Here is a 17,197-nt window from a genome sequence, read left to right as displayed (position 1 = left end):
CAAGCTGGCTCCTACAAATTGCGTTGATCTGCGCCCCAAATGTTGGGCACCCATCCATCATTTGGGGCGCAGATCATGCGCTCGTGTAGGAGCCAGCTTGCTGGCGATGGCCGACAACGCGGTGGTTCAGCGGCACCGCGTCGCGCCGGTCGCGACCAAGGTTCCTCCCACAGGGGTCGCATTGCAGGTTGGTAGCGAGGAAAGTTCAGACACCGCAGTTCGCGTGGGAGGCAGCTTGCTGGCGACGAACGATAACGCGGTGGTTCAGCCGCACCGCGTCGTGCAGGTCGCGACCTAGGTCCCTCCCACAGGGATCGCATTGCAGGTTGGTAGCGCGGAAAGCTCAGACACCGCAGTTCCCGTGGGAGCCAGCTTGCTGGCGATGGCCGACAACGCGGTGGTTCAGCCGCACCGCGTCGCGCCGGTCGCGACCAAGGTCCCTCCCACAGGGGTCGCATTGCAGGTTGGTAGCGAGGAAAGTTCAGACACCGCAGTTCCCGTGGGAGCCAGCTTGCTGGCGATGGCCGACAACGCGGTGGTTCAGCGGCACCGCGTCGCGCCGGTCGCGACCAAGGTCCCTCCCACAGGGGTCGCATTGCAGGTTGGTAGCGAGGAAAGTTCAGACACTGCAGTTCGCGTGGGAGGCAGCTTGCTGGCGACGAACGATAACGCGGTGGTTCAGCCGCACCGCGTCGCGCCGGTCGCGACTGAGGTCCCTCCCACAGGAATCGTGTCCGATCCAACACCTCATTCCCGCCAGAAAGGCTTCATGGCTTCGAGTCGCGCCTGACGAAAGTCCAAGCCGATGTCGCGCAGTTGCTCTTCGGTCAGTTCCAGCAGGGCTCGTCGGGAATTAATGCGATGACGGTACAGTGCCCAGCGGCTCATGCCAGCGGGAGCCTGGGTCCGCTGCTTGATCGATGCGCCGTCCTGGCAGTCCGTGTTCAAAAGCTCTAACCGCACATCTACCAGCCCGTTCATGACCCGATCTCCATCCTGTTTGCGAGAATTCATGATGACGCGGGCTGGAGAAGCATTACAGATTCAAACTTCCTGTTAATTTTCCATACAGATCCTTTGTAAATCCCTCTGAATGCTATATTTTCGGACCATCTGTATTGCTCGCCGCCAACAAAATCCAAAGAGTACGCCATGACCCTCTACGTCAACCTCGCTGAACTGCTTGGCTCGCGCATTGAAAACGGCTTCTATCGGCCCGGCGATCGTTTGCCCTCCGTGCGGGCGTTGAGCGTCGAACATGGGGTGAGTCTGAGCACCGTGCAGCAGGCCTATCGGGTCCTGGAGGACAGCGGGCTGGCAACGCCGAAACCCAAATCCGGCTATTTTGTATCCGCCAGCCGCCAGGCACCGGCGCTTCCAGTCGTTGGCCGGCCGATGCAGAGGCCTGTGGATATCTCGCAGTGGGATCAGGTGCTGGATCTGATCCGGGTGTCACCCGCCGAAGCAGTCATCCAGCTGGGACGCGGCATGCCTGACGTGACCAGTCCGACGCTGCGCCCGCTGATGCGCTCGCTCAGTCTACTGAGTCGCCATCAGGACATGCCCGGTCTGTATTACGACAACATCAGTGGCGCCCATACACTTCGCGAACAGATCGCCCGGATGATGATCGACTCGGGCTGCAACCTGTCCGCCAACGACCTGCTGATCACCAGCGGCTGCCACGAAGCGCTGTCAGCGAGTGTCCGCGCGCTGTGCTCGCCCGGAGATATCGTTGCGGTGGACTCGCCCAGCTTCTTCGGCGCCATGCAGACGCTCAAGGGCCTGGGCATGAAGGCGCTGGAAATCCCGACCGACCCGCTGACCGGCATCAGTCTCGAAGCCCTGGAGCTGGCACTTGAACAATGGCCGATCAAGGCGATTCAGCTGACCCCCAGTTGCAACAATCCGCTCGGCTATGTCATGCCCGAAGCACGCAAACGTGCCCTGTTGACGCTGGCGCAGCGCTTCGATGTACCGATCATTGAGGACGATGTGTATGGCGATCTGGCCTACACCTACCCTCGCCCGCGCACCATCAAGTCATTCGACGAAGACGGCCGGGTCCTGCTGTGCAGTTCATTCTCCAAAACGCTGGCACCAGGCTTGCGGGTCGGCTGGGTCGCGCCGGGGCGCTATCTGGAGCAGGTGTTGCACATGAAGTACATCGGCACCGGCTCGACCGCTCCCCAGCCGCAGCTGGCAATCGCTGATTTCCTCGCCGGCGGTCACTATCAGCCGCATGTGCGCCGCATGCGTACCCAGTACCAGCGTGGTCGTGACCAGATGATCGACTGGGTGATGCGCTATTTTCCGGAAGGCACGCGGGCCAGCCGGCCGCAAGGCGGATTTCTGCTGTGGATCGAGCTGGCCGAGGGGTTCGACACCCTGCGTCTGAACCGCGCCTTGCTCGGCCAGGGCGTGCAGGTAGCGGTGGGCAGTATTTTTTCTGCTTCGGGCAAGTACCGTAATTGCCTGCGCATGAACTACGCTGCCAAGCCGACTGCGGAAATCGAAGACGCAGTACGCAAGGTAGGCGCCGCGATCACGCGGTTGATAGCCGAAACCCTCTGAGCACGGAAAATTTTTCCTGTTTTCCAGTGTCCTATCGCCAAGCCAACCGCCCGGACACGGACTCCCTTGAAGAACGCTTGGGCCTTGCCCTTTTTCCTGCTGATCGCCCTGAGCGTTACCGGCTGTGCTCATCTCGATACCGATGGCACCGATGCCCCCAGCCAGGTTATTCCCGCCTCGACTTCCGCATTCGGCCGCTCGATTCAGGCGATGGCGCGCCCCCATGAAGGCCGCTCCGGTTTTCGCCTGCTGCCCGACAGCAGCGATGCATTCAAGGCGCGGGCCGAGCTGATCCGCAACGCGAGAACCAGTCTGGACCTGCAGTACTACATCGTTCATGACGGCTTGAGCACACGCGCGCTGATCGATGAACTGCTCAAGGCGGCGGACCGCGGCGTGCGCATTCGCATTCTGCTGGACGACACCACCAGCGATGGCCTGGACCATGCCATTGCCACTCTTGCCGCGCATCCGCAAATCGAAATCCGCCTGTTCAACCCGCAAAATCTGGGTCGTGAAACCGGGGTGACCCGCAGCCTGGGACGGCTGCTGAACCTGTCACGCCAGCATCGGCGCATGCACAACAAGTTGTGGCTGGCCGATAACAGCGTCGCGATTGTCGGCGGGCGCAATCTGGGCGACGAATACTTCGATGCCGAACCCAACCTGAACTTCACCGACATCGACATGCTGGGCGCAGGTCCGGTCGCCGAACAGCTCGGACAGAGTTTCGATCAGTACTGGAACAGCGCGCTGAGCAAGCCTATCGCTGATTTCATGTACTTCCTGCCAACCGTGAAGGACCTGGCTCAGGCGCGTCGCAAGCTGGAAGCATCACTGGAAGAGGCACATCAGCAACACAAGGCGCTCTACGAACGGCTGATGGCCTACAAGACCGAGCCGCGAATGAAAGTGTGGCTCAACGAGTTGGTCTGGGCCCACAACCAGGCCCTGTGGGACGCGCCGACCAAGGTCCTGGCACAGGGCGATCCCGATCCGCATCTGCTGATGACCACCCAGCTCGCGCCTGAGCTGCTCGACACCCGTGAAGAACTGATGCTGGTTTCCGCGTATTTCGTGCCGGGCGAGGCCGGCCTGCTGTATCTGACCGGTCGGGCGGACGCCGGCGTGGACGTGAGCCTGCTCACCAACTCGCTGGAAGCCACTGACGTGCCGGCCGTGCATGGCGGCTACACGCCTTACCGCAAGGCGCTGCTGGAACATGGCGTGCGCCTGTTCGAGCTGCGGCGCCAGCCAGGCGACGTGGAAACATTCCGGGAGAACGGACCGCGTCTGTTCCGCGAAAGCCATTCCATCGCCAGCTCCGATTCGAGCCTGCACAGCAAGACCATGGTTTTCGACCGGCGCAAGATTTTCGTCGGCTCGTTCAACTTCGATCCACGCTCGGTGTTGTGGAACACCGAAGTCGGCGTACTGGTCGACAGCCCGCAATTGGCCGAGCAACTCCGCGAGTTGAGTTTGCAGGGCATGAGCCCGGCGCTGAGTTACGAAGCCAGGCTGGAAGACGGCAAGGTAGTCTGGGTGACCGAGGACAACGGTCGCATCCACACCCTGCATACCGAACCGGGCGACTGGTGGCGACGGATCAATGCCTGGTTCAGCAAGGCGGTCGGGCTGGAGCGCATGCTCTAGGCCTGCGCGACCTTCAATCCGAACGCCCCGCGCCGCAACGTCAGTAAGACCAGCCCGAACGCGCCTGCCGCCATCAGCAGCGGCAAGGCGTGCCCGCTGATCCATTGGCTGCCGGCCCCGGCTGCCAGCGGACCCAGCAGACAGCCAAAGCCCCATAGCTGAGCGACGTGGGCATTGGCGCGCACCAGAGAGTCATCACGGTAGCGTTCGCCAATCAGGATCAGCGACAACGTAAACAAGCCGCCCGCGCTGGCTCCGAACAGCACCCAGAGCGGCCAGATCAACACCGTATGCATCAGCAACGGCACCAGCAGGCTGGACACCAGCAACGCCAGCGCACAGCCGGAGAACAATCTGCGCCGTGAAATCCGGTCCGCGAGCATGCCGATCGGCAATTGCAGGCAAGCGTCGCCCATCACCACCGTGCTGACCATGAACAGAGCAATTTCCGGGCTGAAGCCCTGACGCAGGCTGTAGATTGGCAGCAGTGTAAGAATCAACGCCTCGAACGCCGCGAACAGAGCAACCGCCCAGGCGATAGCAGGAGTGGTGCGGCAGAAACCGAGCAGATCGCGCAGCGTGACCCTGCACGCGTCAGCGGACGGCGCCCCGGTGCGACCCAGCAACAAAAGCGGTGAAACCGTGAGCAGCCCTACGCCGATCCAGAAACCGTAGTCGGCTTCAGTGCCCACCGCGCCCAGCAGCAACGGTCCGGACAACTGGCTCAAGGCGTAAGTACTGCCGTACAAAGCGACCAGCCTGCCGCGCAGTCGCTCGATGACCAATTGGTTGATCCAGCTTTCACCGAGGACGAAGACGATGGTCAGAATCACCCCCAGCATCAGTCGCAGCACCAGCCACACCGGGTAATGCGGCAGCAGGGCAAGCAGGCCCACGGAAAACCCGCCGGCCCACAGACACAGTCGCATTAGATTGGCCGTACCGAAGCGCGCCGCCAGCCGGCTTGCCACGCCCGCGCCCACCAGCACGCCAACGGCCGGCATGGCGGCCATGACGCCAATGGCGAACGCGTCGTAGCCCCAGCCTTCCAGACGCAGGGAAACCAGCGGCATGCTGACGCCCAGCGCCAGACCGACACTGAGGATCGACGCCAGCACGGCAAAATAAGTCCCCCAACGCATGCGCGACTCCTGTGGGCGAAGTGATTGAATAGTGGGCCGCGCCGGAGGCACCACGGATTTCCGGCGCACACCGGCTTTGTGGGAGGGAGCTTGCTCGCGACCGGGCGTTACGTGATCTATCTGATACACCGCGCTGCCTTCATCGCCAGCAAGCTGGCTCCCACTGGATGGGAGCCACCGGGGCGGCGTTCCGCCTTGCTGGCGATGGAACGATCACGCGGTTTACCTGATGGACCGCGTTGATCTCATCGCCAGCAAGCTGGCTCCTACGGATAGCACCGAAATGACGCTCAGATTTTGATCCAGGTCGCCTTCAGTTCGGTGTACTTGTCGAACGCATGCAGCGATTTGTCGCGGCCGTTCCCGGACTGTTTGAAGCCGCCGAACGGCGCGGTCATGTCGCCGCCGTCGTACTGGTTGACCCAGACGCTACCCGCGCGCAAGGCCTTGGCGGTGCGATGTGCCTTGGACAGGTCGGCGGTCCAGACCGCGGCCGCCAGGCCGTACTGGGTGTCGTTGGCAATACGAACGGCTTCTTCAGCGTCATCGAAGGTGATCACCGAAAGTACCGGCCCGAAAATTTCTTCCTGGGCAATCTTCATGGCGTTGCTGACGCCGTCGAAAATGGTCGGCTCGACGTAGGTGCCACCGGTTTCCTCCAGTACACGCTTGCCGCCGGTCACCAGCGTGGCGCCGCCCTCGTGGCCTGCCTTGATGTACGACAACACAGTGTCCATCTGCTGCGTGTCCACCAGCGCACCGACATTGGTTTGCGGGTCCAGCGGATTGCCGGGTTTCCAGCCCTTGAGCGCTTCGACCACCATCGGCAGGAAGCGCTCTTTGACGGAGCGTTCGACCAGCAAACGCGAACCGGCGGTGCAGACTTCGCCCTGGTTGAACGCAATCGCGCTGGCAGCGGATTCAGCGGCAGCCTGCAGATCCGGAGCGTCGGCGAACACGATATTCGGGCTTTTGCCGCCCGCTTCCAGCCACACCCGCTTCATGTTGGATTCGCCGGCATAGACCATCAGTTGCTTGGCGATCTTCGTCGAGCCGGTGAACACCACGGTGTCCACGTCCATGTGCAGAGCCAGAGCCTTGCCGACGGTATGTCCGTAGCCCGGCAATACGTTGAGCACGCCGGCGGGGATGCCCGCCTCGATCGCCAGTTGAGCGATGCGGACAGCGGTCAGCGGGGACTTTTCCGAAGGCTTGAGAATGACCGAGTTACCGGTGGACAGCGCAGGACCCAGCTTCCAGCACGCCATCATCAACGGGAAGTTCCAGGGCACGATGGCCGCGACCACACCGACCGGCTCGCGGGTCACCAGACCGAGCTGATCATGCGGCGTGGCCGCCACTTCGTCATAAAGCTTGTCGATGGCCTCGCCGCTCCAGCTCAAGGCACCGGCCGCGCCAGGCACATCGATGTTGAACGAGTCACTGATCGGCTTGCCCATGTCCAGGGTTTCCAGCAGCGCCAGTTCTTCAGCGTTCTGGCGCAGCAGATTGGCGAAGCGGATCATGGTGGCCTTGCGCTTGGCCGGAGCGATTCGCGACCAGGCGCCGGAGTCGAAGGCGTGGCGCGCGCTCTCCACCGCGCGCTGAGCGTCATCAGGGCCGCAACTGGCGACCTTGGCGAGCATGCGGCCATCGACCGGGCTCAGGCAGTCAAAGGTCTCACCGGAGGTTGCGGCGGTGTATTCGCCTTCGATGAAGGCACGGCCTTCGATCTTCAAATCCTGGGCGCGTTGTTCCCAGTCGGCACGAGTCAGGGTAGTCATGGGAATTCCTCCTCTTGATGATATTGGCGCGGCTGTAGGACATTAGCAGCCAGTTCTGCCAAAGGTGCTCGCCACCCTAAACCAGCGGTCGGATGATGCCAATATATTTGACAGAAACTACCCATTTCCGGCGTCAATGTTGATTTTATTAAACGACTCAAAGCTGGCGGACTTGCCCGCTTCCAGAGGACAAGCATGGATATTCAGAGCGTCGTCGACTTCAGCGAAGCTGCCACGGCAGCCGAACAATACCGTCCCGCCCAGGAAAAGATCTTCAAGGGCGATCCTGTGCAGCGGGTCTACAACCACTACAACAGCCCATGCGGACAGATGAACGCAGGCGTCTGGGAAGGCGAGCCGGGCCAGTGGCGCGTTCATTACACCGAGCATGAATACTGCGAGATCGTTCAGGGCGTATCGGTGCTGCGCGACGAGCAGAACCAGGCGAAGACGTTGCGCGCAGGCGACAGGTTCGTGATTCCGGCGGGGTTCAAGGGCACCTGGGAGGTTCTCGAAACATGCCGCAAGATTTATGTGGTGTTCGAGGCGAAGGATATAAATATGTACCGCACTTGAAGGTATCTGGACGTCAATCATGGGGGCGTCCACTACGGACATCATCATTCATAAAGGACTATGAAAATGACCAATGAACAGATCGTACAGAACCTGCAGTACCTCATCGGCAGCCGCTACGTGCCTACCGTCAAGGCCTACATCAGCGAACTGACTGATCGCAAGCGTGTCGTCGGCCCAGGTGAGATCACAACCAAGGAATTCGATACGAACCGTCTGACCGTACATGCCGATCAGGCCGGTCTGGTTTCGCACTTCAGCTTCGGCTGATCCGGACTCCAGCACAAGCCGGTATTCCGAAAGCTTGCATCCCGGATTCCGCTACTGCTGAAACGCCTGGCGCCTTGGCGCCGGGCGTTTTGCTTTTCGGACGGCCGGATTTACAGACACAAAAAAGCCCGCAGCAAGGCGGGCTTTTTTGCAGCAGACAAAATCAATTACTTGATTTTGCCTTCCTTGTAGATCACGTGCTTGCGTACGACCGGATCGAATTTTTTGATTTCGATCTTATCCGGAGTAGTACGTTTGTTCTTGTCGGTAGTGTAGAAGTGACCAGTACCGGCGCTCGAGATCAAACGAATCAATTCACGCATGATTATCTCCTTAGATTTTGCCGTCGCGGCGCAGATCGGCCAGCACAGCTTCGATGCCGCGCTTGTCGATGATACGCATGCCTTTAGCAGATACGCGCAGACGAACAAAACGCTTCTCGCCTTCAACCCAGAAGCGGTGATGCTGCAGGTTTGGCAGGAAACGACGACGGGTTTTGTTGTTTGCGTGGGAAATGTTATTCCCGGTTACCGGACCCTTACCGGTAACTTGACAGACTCTCGACATGCCTCAGCCCTCTAAAACCACATGCCCAACCCGGCATGGGTTGGCCGCTTAATCTCTCAGTCATTTGGCGCCAGGCGCCGCGTTTCTTTAAGGGTCTTACCGGCTACACCTACAGTGAAGGAACCGGGCCCCTAGAAAAGAGCGCTGCTTTATACCAGAAAGCCTCGCAGGCAACAACAAGCAAAGCGTTTTAAACGATTCAGCTCCGCGCCCGCCGGCGCGCTGGTCAGCAGCTGCGGGCATCGACACAAACCGACCGCTCGTCGGTCCATGGCAACGACTCCTGTCTGCCTGCGGCAGTCATCTCTCGATATCGACGCTGACGGGCAGGAGATACTGTGCGCCCGTGCAATCGCATAACAGGCATCGGAATTGGTTTATTGCTGTGTAGAATAGCGCCCGGGTGTCACCGCAAAAACGCGGGAGGGCAGGTTCAATTCAGCGCAGGTCGGGCCGCCGCGCGGAGTTGCCGTGCCTATGAGCCTGGACCCTTCACGCCTGGAAGATAATTCCGCATACCGCGCCTCACCTTCCGCTCTTGCCTTTCTTTCCCGTTTCTTTGCCGCTGAATCGGCGGGCGGTCTGATACTCATGGCTGCAGCCCTGACGGCTCTGTTGGTGGCCAACTCGCCCTGGGCGGATATCTACTTCGCGACATTGCACACGAAAATCGTCGGCCTCTCGATCGAGCACTGGATCAATGACGGGCTGATGGCTATCTTTTTCATGCTGGTCGGCCTGGAGATCAAGCGAGAAATGCTGGTCGGCCAGTTGTCGAACTGGAGTCAGCGTGCGCTGCCAGGTTTCGCCGCGCTGGGTGGTATGCTGGCGCCAGCCTTGATCTACATCGCCGTCAACTGGAGCGACAGCGAAACCCTCGGCGGCTGGGCCATTCCCGCCGCCACCGATATCGCCTTTGCGCTGGGCGTATTATCGCTGCTGGGCAAACGTGTCCCGATCTCCCTGAAAATCTTTCTGTCCGCTCTGGCCATCCTGGACGATCTTGGAGCGGTGCTCATCATCGCCCTGTTCTACACCAGCGGTTTGTCCGTCACGATGCTTCTGGCTTCGCTGGCTGTGATCATTTTTCTGGTCGTACTCAACCGGTGTGGCGTAACCAGGCTCCTCCCTTATCTGATCGCTGGCGGACTGTTGTGGTTTTTCATGCTCCAGTCCGGCATCCATGCGACGCTGGCGGGAGTGATTCTCGCTCTGTGCGTTCCGCTCGGCGACGCAGAGACTGCCAGCAAGTCACCGCTTCTGTTCCTGGAAGAAAAACTGCACCCATGGGTCGCTTTTGCCGTCGTGCCGATCTTCGGCTTTGCCAATGCCGGGGTCTCCCTCGTCGGGCTTTCCCCTGGCAATCTGCTCGAACCGGTGCCGCTGGGCGTGACTCTGGGGTTGCTGCTGGGCAAGCAGATCGGTGTCTTCGGTCTCGCGGCACTGGCGATTCGCACAGGGCTGGCGAAACTGCCTGAACAGTGCGACTGGCTCCAACTCTACGGCGTGGCACTCTTGTGCGGTATCGGGTTCACAATGAGCCTTTTCATCGGCGCGCTGGCATTCCCGGGCAACCCGCATCTGGTCGACGAGGTCAAGGTCGGAGTGCTGGTGGGCTCTGTTCTCTCCGCCATTCTAGGGGTCGTGGTACTCCTGCGAGCCAAGCGCCACCCATCCGCGGACTAGCGGGTGGGTGCTCAACACTTACAATTGTCCTGCCCTGGCACATAGTCTAGGGTAGGAACCTCACCAGACTGCACCGGCAGATGGAGCCCCTTGTCGACAGGAATCACGCCATGCGTCTCGCCGCTATTCCCTTTTTGCTTGCCCCGTTACTGTCTTGCGGCCTGGCCCAGGCAGCGTCGCTGGTCGTCTGCACCGAAGCCAGTCCGGAAGGCTTCGACGTGGTCCAGTACAACTCCCTGACCACCACCAACGCATCGGCCGACGTATTGATGAACCGGCTCGTCGATTTCGACACGGCGAGTGGCAAGCTGGTACCCAGCCTGGCGGAAAGCTGGACCGTTTCGCCCGACGGCCGGACTTACGATTTCAAACTGCGCGGCGGCGTGAAATTCCACACCACCGAATACTTCAAACCGACCCGCGAGCTGACGGCCGACGACGTGTTGTTCAGCTTCAAGCGCATGCTCGATCCGCAGAATCCGTGGCACAAGGTCGCCCAGAGCGGTTTCCCTCACGCGCAATCGATGCAGCTGCCGACGCTGATCAAGAACATCGAGACGCCGGACGCGCATACCGTGCGATTCACCCTGACTCACGCGGACTCGACCTTCCTCGCCACGTTGAGCATGGGTTTCGCTTCGATCTTTTCCGCTGAATACACCGACCAGCTGATGAAAGCCGGCACGCCTGACAAGCTCAACAACCAGCCCATCGGCACCGGCCCGTTCGTGTTCAAGCGCTTCCAGAAAGATGCCGTCGTGCGCTATCAGGCCTTCGACGACTATTTCGCCGGCAAGCCGAAGGTCGATACGCTGATCTACGCGATCACGCCGGATGCCAACGTCCGCCTGCTGAAGGTCAAGCAGAACGAGTGCCAGATCGCTCTGTCGCCCAAACCGGTGGATATCGAAGTCGCCAACCAGGAACCGGCGCTGAAGGTCGAGAAAACCGAAGCCTTCATGACTGCCTTTGTAGCGATCAACAGCCAGCATCCGCCTTTCGACAAACCGGAAGTGCGTCAGGCGGTGAATCTGGCGTTCGACAAGGCCAACTACCTCAAGGCTGTGTTCGAGGACACCGCCGAAGCCGCGAGCGGTCCTTATCCGCCCAATACCTGGAGCTATGCCAAGGATCTGCCCGGTTATGCCCAGGACCTGGAGAAAGCCCGGCAACTGCTGGCCAAGGCCGGCCTGAAAGACGGTTTCAAAACCACGATCTGGACCCGGCCATCTGGCAGCCTGCTCAACCCGAACCCGAGCCTGGGTGCGCAGCTGCTGCAAGCTGACCTCAAGCAGATCGGCATCGACGCCGAGATCCGGGTCATCGAATGGGGCGAACTCATTCGTCGCGCCAAGGCCGGCGAGCATGACCTGCTGTTCATGGGCTGGGCCGGTGACAACGGCGATCCGGACAACTTCCTCACCCCGCAGTTTTCCTGCGCGGCGGTGCAGTCCGGGACCAACTTCGCCCGGTATTGCGACAAGACGCTGGACAAGCTGATCACGAATGGCAAATCCACCAGCGAACAGACCGAACGCAGCAAGCTGTACCACCAGGCCCAGGCGCAGATCCAGCAACAGGCCCTGTGGATTCCCCTCGCCCATCCGACCGCTGCCGCGCTGGTACGCAAGGATGTCGAGGGTTATCAGGTCAGTCCCTTCGGACGGCAGGACTTCTTCAAGGTGACCGGGAAGTAACGCCGCCCCGCACCGTAGGAGCCAGCTTGCTGGCGATAAACCCTGACGCGGTCTGCCTGACATACCGCGTTGCCTGCATCGCCAGCAAGCTGGCTCCTACGGCCAATTTTGCAGGAGCCTGCAACGAAATCGCGCTACATCAACCCCCGCTCCACCATGGACAGCGGCTCGCCGTCGCCGACGATCACATGATCCAGCACCTGCACATCGATCAGCGCCAGCGCCTGTTTCAGGCGCTCGGTCAGGTCGATGTCGGACTGGCTCGGCTCGGTAACGCCGGAAGGATGGTTGTGGCACAGGATCACGCTGGCGGCGTTGTGGCTCATCGCGCGCTTGACCACTTGCCGAGGGTGCACGTAGGCCGAGTTGATCGTGCCGTGAAACAGGATTTCGAAGATCAGCACCCGGTGCTTGTTGTCGAGAAACAGGCAGCCGAACACTTCATGCGGCTCATGGCGCAGCAGCGCCTTGAGGTAAAGCCTGACCTGCCTGGGGCTCTCCAGCGCCGAGCCGCGTTGCAGGGTTTCGGCCATGTGCCTGCGGGCCATTTCCATCACCGCCTGCAATTGCGCGAATTTGGCCGGCCCCAGTCCCTGTTGTGAACTGAACAGCGACAGATCCGCATCCAGTAACGGTCTGATCCCGCCGAATTGATTCAACAGATGACGTGCCAGGTCGACGGCGCTTTTGCCGGACACGCCAGTGCGCAGGAAGATCGCCAGCAATTCCGCATCGGAAAGGGTCTCGGCACCCAGTTCCAGCAAACGTTCACGCGGGCGTTCTGACGCAGGCCAGTTGCGAATACTCATAGCACCTCCATGTGTGGGTACGCCGCTGTTCCAGTGCGGTCGCTGTGCTATCTTAGCCCATCATTTTGCGCGGCGATCCGGCCTGGGGAAGCGTCATCGCCGTCGCGCATTCACTCGACAAAAAGGCAGGCCTATGCAGCGGCTTTATCGAAAACGCATCGTTCTGGGCGTCGGCGGCGGTATCGCGGCCTACAAGAGCGCCGAGCTGGTTCGCCGGCTGCGCGACCAGGGTGCAGAGGTGCGCGTCGTCATGACCCGCGGCGGCGCCGAATTCATTACGCCTCTGACCATGCAGGCTCTTTCCGGCCATCCGGTGCACCTGGACCTGCTGGACCCGGCCGCCGAAGCCGCGATGGGCCATATCGAACTGGCGAAGTGGGCCGATCTGATCCTGATCGCCCCGGCCACCGCCGACCTGATCGCTCGTCTCACGCAGGGCATCGCCAACGACCTGCTGACCACCGTTGTGCTGGCGACTGACGCGACCGTCGCCATTGCCCCGGCAATGAATCAGGCGATGTGGCGAGATCCTTCCGTACAGGCCAACACCCGGGCGCTGGAAGACCGCGGCTTTCGCGTGTTCGGCCCGGCGTCCGGCAGCCAGGCCTGCGGCGACGTGGGTTTTGGCCGGATGCTGGAGCCGGGCGAGCTTGCGCAATGCGCCGCCGATTGTTTCCAGCGCCTGACCCTGACCGGCAAGCATGTGCTGATCACCGCCGGCCCGACCCAGGAAAACATCGACCCGGTCCGTTACATCACCAACCACAGCTCCGGCAAGATGGGGTTCGCCCTCGCCGAAGCAGCCGTCGAAGCCGGCGCCCGGGTGACCCTGATCACCGGCCCGGTCAACCTGCAGACGCCGGACCGGGTGACCCGCATTGATGTGGTGAGCGCTCGCGACATGCTCGCGGCCTGCGAAGCCGCCATCCCGTGCGACCTGTTCATCGCCTCGGCTGCGGTGGCGGATTACCGGCCCGAGGTCATCGCACCCCATAAATTGAAGAAAGATCCTACGAGCGGCGACGGTCTTCTGCTGCAGATGGTCCGCAACCCGGACATTCTCGCGACCATCGCAACCCGTCCGGATCGCCCGTTCAGCGTAGGCTTCGCCGCCGAAACCGAACACCTGCTCGATTACGCCGCCCGCAAGCTCAAGGACAAGAATCTCGACCTGATCGTCGCCAATGACGTGGCCAACCCCAGCATTGGTTTCAACAGCGAAGAGAATGCATGCAGCGTGATCGACCGAGCGTTGCACGCAACGCTTTTCGCCCAGACCAGCAAGGGCAAGATCGCCCGCCAGCTGATCACTTTTATCGCTGAACGCATGAATCAGGTTTAACTACGAATGCACGCTCTACAAGCCAAGATCCTCGACCCTCGCATCGGCGAGCAATTTCCCCTGCCTGCCTACGCCACGACCGGCTCCGCGGGGCTGGACCTGCGCGCCATGCTCAAGGAAGACACCGTTCTCGAACCGGGACAGACGCTGCTGATCCCCACGGGTCTTTCGATCTACATCGGCGATCCCGGCCTCGCCGCCATGATCCTGCCGCGTTCCGGGCTGGGTCACAAACACGGCATCGTGCTGGGCAACCTCGTGGGTCTGATCGACTCGGACTACCAGGGCGAGCTGATGGTGTCCTGCTGGAACCGTGGCCAGACCCCGTTCACGATCTCGATCGGTGAACGCATCGCCCAACTGGTGCTGGTGCCGGTTGTTCAAGCCCGCTTCGAACTGGTCGAGACGTTCGACGAGAGCCAGCGCGGCGCTGGCGGTTTCGGTCATTCCGGAAGCCACTGATCCGCAGCAGAAGATAATCCGGTTTCAGGACCAACTCAGGGAGAGGACGGGTGAAAGGCAATCAGCGTTCCGCGTCGCAAACAGTCCACGCTGCCGGCCCGCTCGTAGCGAAGCTGAAAACACTTTCCCCGGGTCTGATCCCGGCCCTGATCGGTTTGCTGATCGCAGCGGTCCTGATCGGGTTCGCCTCGCTGAGCGACCCGCAGCAGGAGACCCGGCTCGTCCAGGCATGGGGCGGCAACCAGGCTTCGGCCGTCAATCTGGCGCTCAAGCAACTGAACGCCGATACCCGTGCGGCGGCGTCCAGCGAACGGCTGCTCAGCACATTGCAACTCTCTGACCCCGGCGCGACGCGGGACGCGCTGGGTAACCGCGACGGTCTGCTGGGCGCTCGACTGAACCCTGCCGGAATGGCGGACGTCGACCCGCAAGGCCCCTTGCCGGTGAGCTACGCCACGCTGGACATGCTCAACAAGGCCGGGCAAGGCCAGCAAGTGCCCCCGGAAGCGCGCAAGCTCGGCGATCGCTGGGTGATTCTCACCGCCACGCCAGTACGCGCGGGCGCTGACCAGCCCATCGGCGCAACGCTGCTGCTGGCGTTCGACATGCAGCGCGTACTCGATGCCTTGCCTCCTCTGCCGGAAAACGCTGGCAAAGTCGTTCTCAGCCAACAGTTCCGCAACGGACCGGTGCAGATCTTTCTTGAACGCGGACAGGCGACCGGCAAAGCCGTGAGCTTCGACACCGGATTTGCCGGATGGAAGATCGAGTTCACACCGGGGCATGCGCTGCAGGCGTCGCCTCCACTGACCTTTTTGGCACTGGCCGGCCTCATTGCGCTGGCTGGCGTAATTCTTGGGCTATACCTCAATCACCGCGCGCTTGAGCGGCGTATTGAGGACGATGCACGACAATTGAGTCAGTTGCTTCAAGAACTCTCGGCCGGAAAAACCGTCAAAGCCTTCGGTTTGAGCCTTGGCCCCCTCAACGGTCTGGCCCAGGCGCTCGCCCGAGTTTCGCTTCGCGGCCCGGATGTATCGACTCCGGCAGCGAACCCGCAGCCCGGTGCAACACCCAGCATCACGAAAACCGGCGTTCGGCCTTCATCCGCCGCATTGGGCGCCGATTGGAAAGATCCGCTGTTTCAAGATACCGATATCCCCATTATCGAACTTCTCGACGAAAACCAGGACTTCCTGAGATCGGAGCATCCCATCGTTATGAACAGCCAAGCATCAGTGGCACCCAAACTTCCCGAAACCATTTTCCGCGCCTACGACATCCGGGGCGTGGTCGGGGATACCCTCAGCGCTGAAACCGCTTACTGGATCGGTCGTGCCATCGGCTCGGAAAGCCTGGCCCAGAACGAACCCAACGTCAGCGTTGGCCGGGATGGTCGCCTGTCCGGCCCGGAGCTGGTGCAACAACTGATTCAAGGCCTCCACGACAGCGGCTGCCATGTCAGCGACGTCGGCCTGGTCCCTACTCCAGCACTGTACTACGCCGCCAACGTCCTGGCCGGCAAGACCGGCGTGATGCTCACCGGCAGCCATAACCCCAAGGACTACAACGGCTTCAAGATCGTGATCGCCGGCGATACCCTCGCCAACGAGCAGATCCAGGCGCTGCACGAGCGCATTCGCAATAACGACCTGACCTGGCAGAAAGGCAGCATCACCCAGGTCAACATCCTCGATCGCTATTTCAAGCAGATCAAGGACGACATCGCCCTGGCCCGCAAGCTCAAGGTCGTGGTCGACTGTGGCAACGGCGCTGCCGGAGTGATCGCGCCTCAGCTGATCGAAGCGCTGGGTTGTGAAGTGATTTCGCTGTACGCCGAAGTGGACGGCAACTTCCCCAACCACCACCCGGATCCGGGCAAACTGGAAAACCTTCAGGACTTGATCGCTAAGGTCAAGGAAACCGGTGCCGATCTGGGCCTGGCGTTCGACGGCGATGGCGACCGCGTCGGCGTCGTGACTGACAAGGGCAACGTAGTCTATCCAGACCGCCTGCTCATGCTGTTCGCTCTGGACGTGCTCAAGCGCAATCCGGGCGCCGACATCCTGTTCGACGTGAAATGCACCCGCCGCTTGACGCCGCTGATCAGCCAGCACGGTGGCCGCCCGGTCATGTGGAAAACCGGCCACTCGCTGATCAAGAAGGAAATGAAAAAGAGCGGCGCGCTGCTGGCCGGCGAGATGAGCGGCCACATCTTCTTCAAGGAGCGCTGGTTCGGTTTCGACGACGGCATCTACAGCGCGGCGCGCCTGCTGGAGATCCTCAGCCAGGAGTCGGCCTCCGCCGAAGAGTTGTTCGAGACTTTCCCGAACGACATCTCTACGCCGGAAATCAACATCAAGGTGACGGACGTCACCAAGTTCAGCATCATCGAGGCTCTTGAAAAAGACGCGCAGTGGGGCGACGCCAAACTGACCAGCATCGACGGTGTGCGCGTAGACTATCCGAAGGGCTGGGGCCTGGTGCGCGCTTCCAATACCACGCCGGTACTGGTATTACGCTTCGAAGCTGAAACCGAAGCCGAGCTGAAGCGCATCCAGGACGTGTTCCACGCCGAGCTCAAGAAAGTTGCGCCGGATCTCGACCTGCCGTTTTGATTTTTCCTTTTGACTGG

Annotated in this window: 16 protein-coding genes; 10 read left to right on the top strand and 6 right to left on the bottom strand. The window is 61.2% G+C overall.

Annotation, left to right across the window (positions count from 1 at the left end; all coding sequences use genetic code 11):
- The first annotated feature begins 97 nt into the window (after window positions 1–97).
- Window positions 98–298, top strand: coding sequence for a hypothetical protein (locus TRP66_RS12330; RefSeq protein WP_333402546.1), 201 nt, complete (start codon window positions 98–100; stop codon window positions 296–298).
- Window positions 299–747: 449 nt separating this feature from the next.
- Here TRP66_RS12330 and TRP66_RS12325 read toward each other — a convergent pair whose 3' ends face one another.
- Entirely contained in the window at window positions 748–981 is a 234-nt protein-coding gene (locus TRP66_RS12325; RefSeq protein ID WP_333402544.1) for a DUF1127 domain-containing protein, read from the bottom strand.
- Window positions 982–1,152: 171 nt separating this feature from the next.
- Between TRP66_RS12325 and TRP66_RS12320 the strand changes: the two genes are divergently transcribed.
- A complete protein-coding gene (locus TRP66_RS12320; protein WP_333402542.1) occupies window positions 1,153–2,574 on the top strand; it encodes an aminotransferase-like domain-containing protein in 1,422 nt (473 codons plus the stop codon).
- Between the two features lie 66 nt (window positions 2,575–2,640).
- Window positions 2,641–4,227: a phospholipase D family protein gene (locus TRP66_RS12315; RefSeq protein WP_333402540.1), complete on the top strand. Its 1,587-nt coding sequence runs from the start codon at window positions 2,641–2,643 to the stop codon at window positions 4,225–4,227.
- Here the strand turns inward: TRP66_RS12315 and TRP66_RS12310 are convergent.
- Window positions 4,224–5,369 (bottom strand): MFS transporter, encoded by a 1,146-nt coding sequence (locus TRP66_RS12310; RefSeq protein ID WP_333402539.1) that lies wholly within the window; start codon window positions 5,367–5,369, stop codon window positions 4,224–4,226. The genes TRP66_RS12315 and TRP66_RS12310 overlap by 4 nt on opposite strands.
- Window positions 5,370–5,659: 290 nt before the next feature.
- Window positions 5,660–7,153: an aldehyde dehydrogenase gene (locus TRP66_RS12305; RefSeq protein ID WP_333402537.1), complete on the bottom strand. Its 1,494-nt coding sequence runs from the start codon at window positions 7,151–7,153 to the stop codon at window positions 5,660–5,662.
- Between the two features lie 195 nt (window positions 7,154–7,348).
- On the opposite strand from TRP66_RS12305, the gene TRP66_RS12300 reads away from it, so the two are divergent.
- A complete protein-coding gene (locus TRP66_RS12300) occupies window positions 7,349–7,729 on the top strand; it encodes a cupin domain-containing protein (RefSeq protein ID WP_333402535.1) in 381 nt (126 codons plus the stop codon).
- Between the two features lie 66 nt (window positions 7,730–7,795).
- A complete protein-coding gene (locus TRP66_RS12295) occupies window positions 7,796–7,999 on the top strand; it encodes an I78 family peptidase inhibitor (protein ID WP_333402533.1) in 204 nt (67 codons plus the stop codon).
- A 167-nt stretch (window positions 8,000–8,166) separates the two neighbouring features.
- On the opposite strand, the gene rpmG is transcribed toward TRP66_RS12295, so the two are convergent.
- Together rpmG and rpmB are read right to left on the bottom strand one after the other, a co-directional pair.
- Entirely contained in the window at window positions 8,167–8,322 is a 156-nt protein-coding gene (rpmG, locus tag TRP66_RS12290; protein WP_007894709.1) for a 50S ribosomal protein L33, read from the bottom strand.
- Window positions 8,323–8,332: 10 nt separating this feature from the next.
- Window positions 8,333–8,566, bottom strand: a complete 234-nt coding sequence (gene rpmB / locus TRP66_RS12285; RefSeq protein WP_025257921.1) for a 50S ribosomal protein L28 — start codon at window positions 8,564–8,566, stop codon at window positions 8,333–8,335.
- A 477-nt stretch (window positions 8,567–9,043) separates the two neighbouring features.
- Here rpmB and nhaA point away from each other — a divergent pair, with 477 nt between their 5' ends.
- Together nhaA and TRP66_RS12275 are read left to right on the top strand one after the other, a co-directional pair.
- Window positions 9,044–10,252, top strand: a complete 1,209-nt coding sequence (gene nhaA / locus TRP66_RS12280) for a Na+/H+ antiporter NhaA (RefSeq protein WP_333402523.1) — start codon at window positions 9,044–9,046, stop codon at window positions 10,250–10,252.
- A gap of 110 nt (window positions 10,253–10,362) precedes the next feature.
- Window positions 10,363–11,949, top strand: a complete 1,587-nt coding sequence (locus TRP66_RS12275) for an ABC transporter substrate-binding protein (RefSeq protein WP_333402521.1) — start codon at window positions 10,363–10,365, stop codon at window positions 11,947–11,949.
- Window positions 11,950–12,083: 134 nt separating this feature from the next.
- On the opposite strand, the gene radC is transcribed toward TRP66_RS12275, so the two are convergent.
- Window positions 12,084–12,758: a RadC family protein gene (radC, locus tag TRP66_RS12270; RefSeq protein ID WP_333402520.1), complete on the bottom strand. Its 675-nt coding sequence runs from the start codon at window positions 12,756–12,758 to the stop codon at window positions 12,084–12,086.
- Between the two features lie 133 nt (window positions 12,759–12,891).
- Here radC and coaBC point away from each other — a divergent pair, with 133 nt between their 5' ends.
- From coaBC to TRP66_RS12255, 3 genes are read left to right on the top strand one after another with little or no spacing between them, the layout of a single operon-like run.
- On the top strand, window positions 12,892–14,100 hold the full coding sequence (coaBC, locus tag TRP66_RS12265; protein WP_333402518.1) for a bifunctional phosphopantothenoylcysteine decarboxylase/phosphopantothenate--cysteine ligase CoaBC: 1,209 nt from the start codon (window positions 12,892–12,894) through the stop codon (window positions 14,098–14,100).
- A gap of 6 nt (window positions 14,101–14,106) precedes the next feature.
- A complete protein-coding gene (dut, locus tag TRP66_RS12260) occupies window positions 14,107–14,562 on the top strand; it encodes a dUTP diphosphatase (RefSeq protein ID WP_333402517.1) in 456 nt (151 codons plus the stop codon).
- A 50-nt stretch (window positions 14,563–14,612) separates the two neighbouring features.
- On the top strand, window positions 14,613–17,180 hold the full coding sequence (locus TRP66_RS12255; protein ID WP_333402515.1) for a phosphomannomutase/phosphoglucomutase: 2,568 nt from the start codon (window positions 14,613–14,615) through the stop codon (window positions 17,178–17,180).
- Window positions 17,181–17,197 lie beyond the last annotated feature (17 nt).

Source organism: Pseudomonas sp. JDS28PS106, assembly GCF_036706555.1.
Classification (GTDB): Bacteria; Pseudomonadota; Gammaproteobacteria; order Pseudomonadales; family Pseudomonadaceae; genus Aquipseudomonas.
The sequence above is the reverse complement of the archived record's forward strand: the minus strand, read 5'-3'. Positions and strand labels throughout refer to the sequence as shown.

What these genes read in the sequence shown, in the direction of transcription:
- rpmB (WP_025257921.1), bottom strand. Translation starts at nt 8,566, where the DNA reads ATGTCGAGAGTCTGTCAAGTTACCGGTAAGGGTCCGGTAACCGGGAAT.
- TRP66_RS12320 (WP_333402542.1), top strand. Translation starts at nt 1,153, where the DNA reads ATGACCCTCTACGTCAACCTCGCTGAACTGCTTGGCTCGCGCATTGAA.
- radC (WP_333402520.1), bottom strand. Translation starts at nt 12,758, where the DNA reads ATGAGTATTCGCAACTGGCCTGCGTCAGAACGCCCGCGTGAACGTTTG.
- dut (WP_333402517.1), top strand. Translation starts at nt 14,107, where the DNA reads ATGCACGCTCTACAAGCCAAGATCCTCGACCCTCGCATCGGCGAGCAA.
- TRP66_RS12325 (WP_333402544.1), bottom strand. Translation starts at nt 981, where the DNA reads ATGAACGGGCTGGTAGATGTGCGGTTAGAGCTTTTGAACACGGACTGC.
- TRP66_RS12275 (WP_333402521.1), top strand. Translation starts at nt 10,363, where the DNA reads ATGCGTCTCGCCGCTATTCCCTTTTTGCTTGCCCCGTTACTGTCTTGC.
- coaBC (WP_333402518.1), top strand. Translation starts at nt 12,892, where the DNA reads ATGCAGCGGCTTTATCGAAAACGCATCGTTCTGGGCGTCGGCGGCGGT.
- rpmG (WP_007894709.1), bottom strand. Translation starts at nt 8,322, where the DNA reads ATGCGTGAATTGATTCGTTTGATCTCGAGCGCCGGTACTGGTCACTTC.
- TRP66_RS12310 (WP_333402539.1), bottom strand. Translation starts at nt 5,369, where the DNA reads ATGCGTTGGGGGACTTATTTTGCCGTGCTGGCGTCGATCCTCAGTGTC.
- TRP66_RS12295 (WP_333402533.1), top strand. Translation starts at nt 7,796, where the DNA reads ATGACCAATGAACAGATCGTACAGAACCTGCAGTACCTCATCGGCAGC.
- TRP66_RS12305 (WP_333402537.1), bottom strand. Translation starts at nt 7,153, where the DNA reads ATGACTACCCTGACTCGTGCCGACTGGGAACAACGCGCCCAGGATTTG.
- nhaA (WP_333402523.1), top strand. Translation starts at nt 9,044, where the DNA reads ATGAGCCTGGACCCTTCACGCCTGGAAGATAATTCCGCATACCGCGCC.
- TRP66_RS12300 (WP_333402535.1), top strand. Translation starts at nt 7,349, where the DNA reads ATGGATATTCAGAGCGTCGTCGACTTCAGCGAAGCTGCCACGGCAGCC.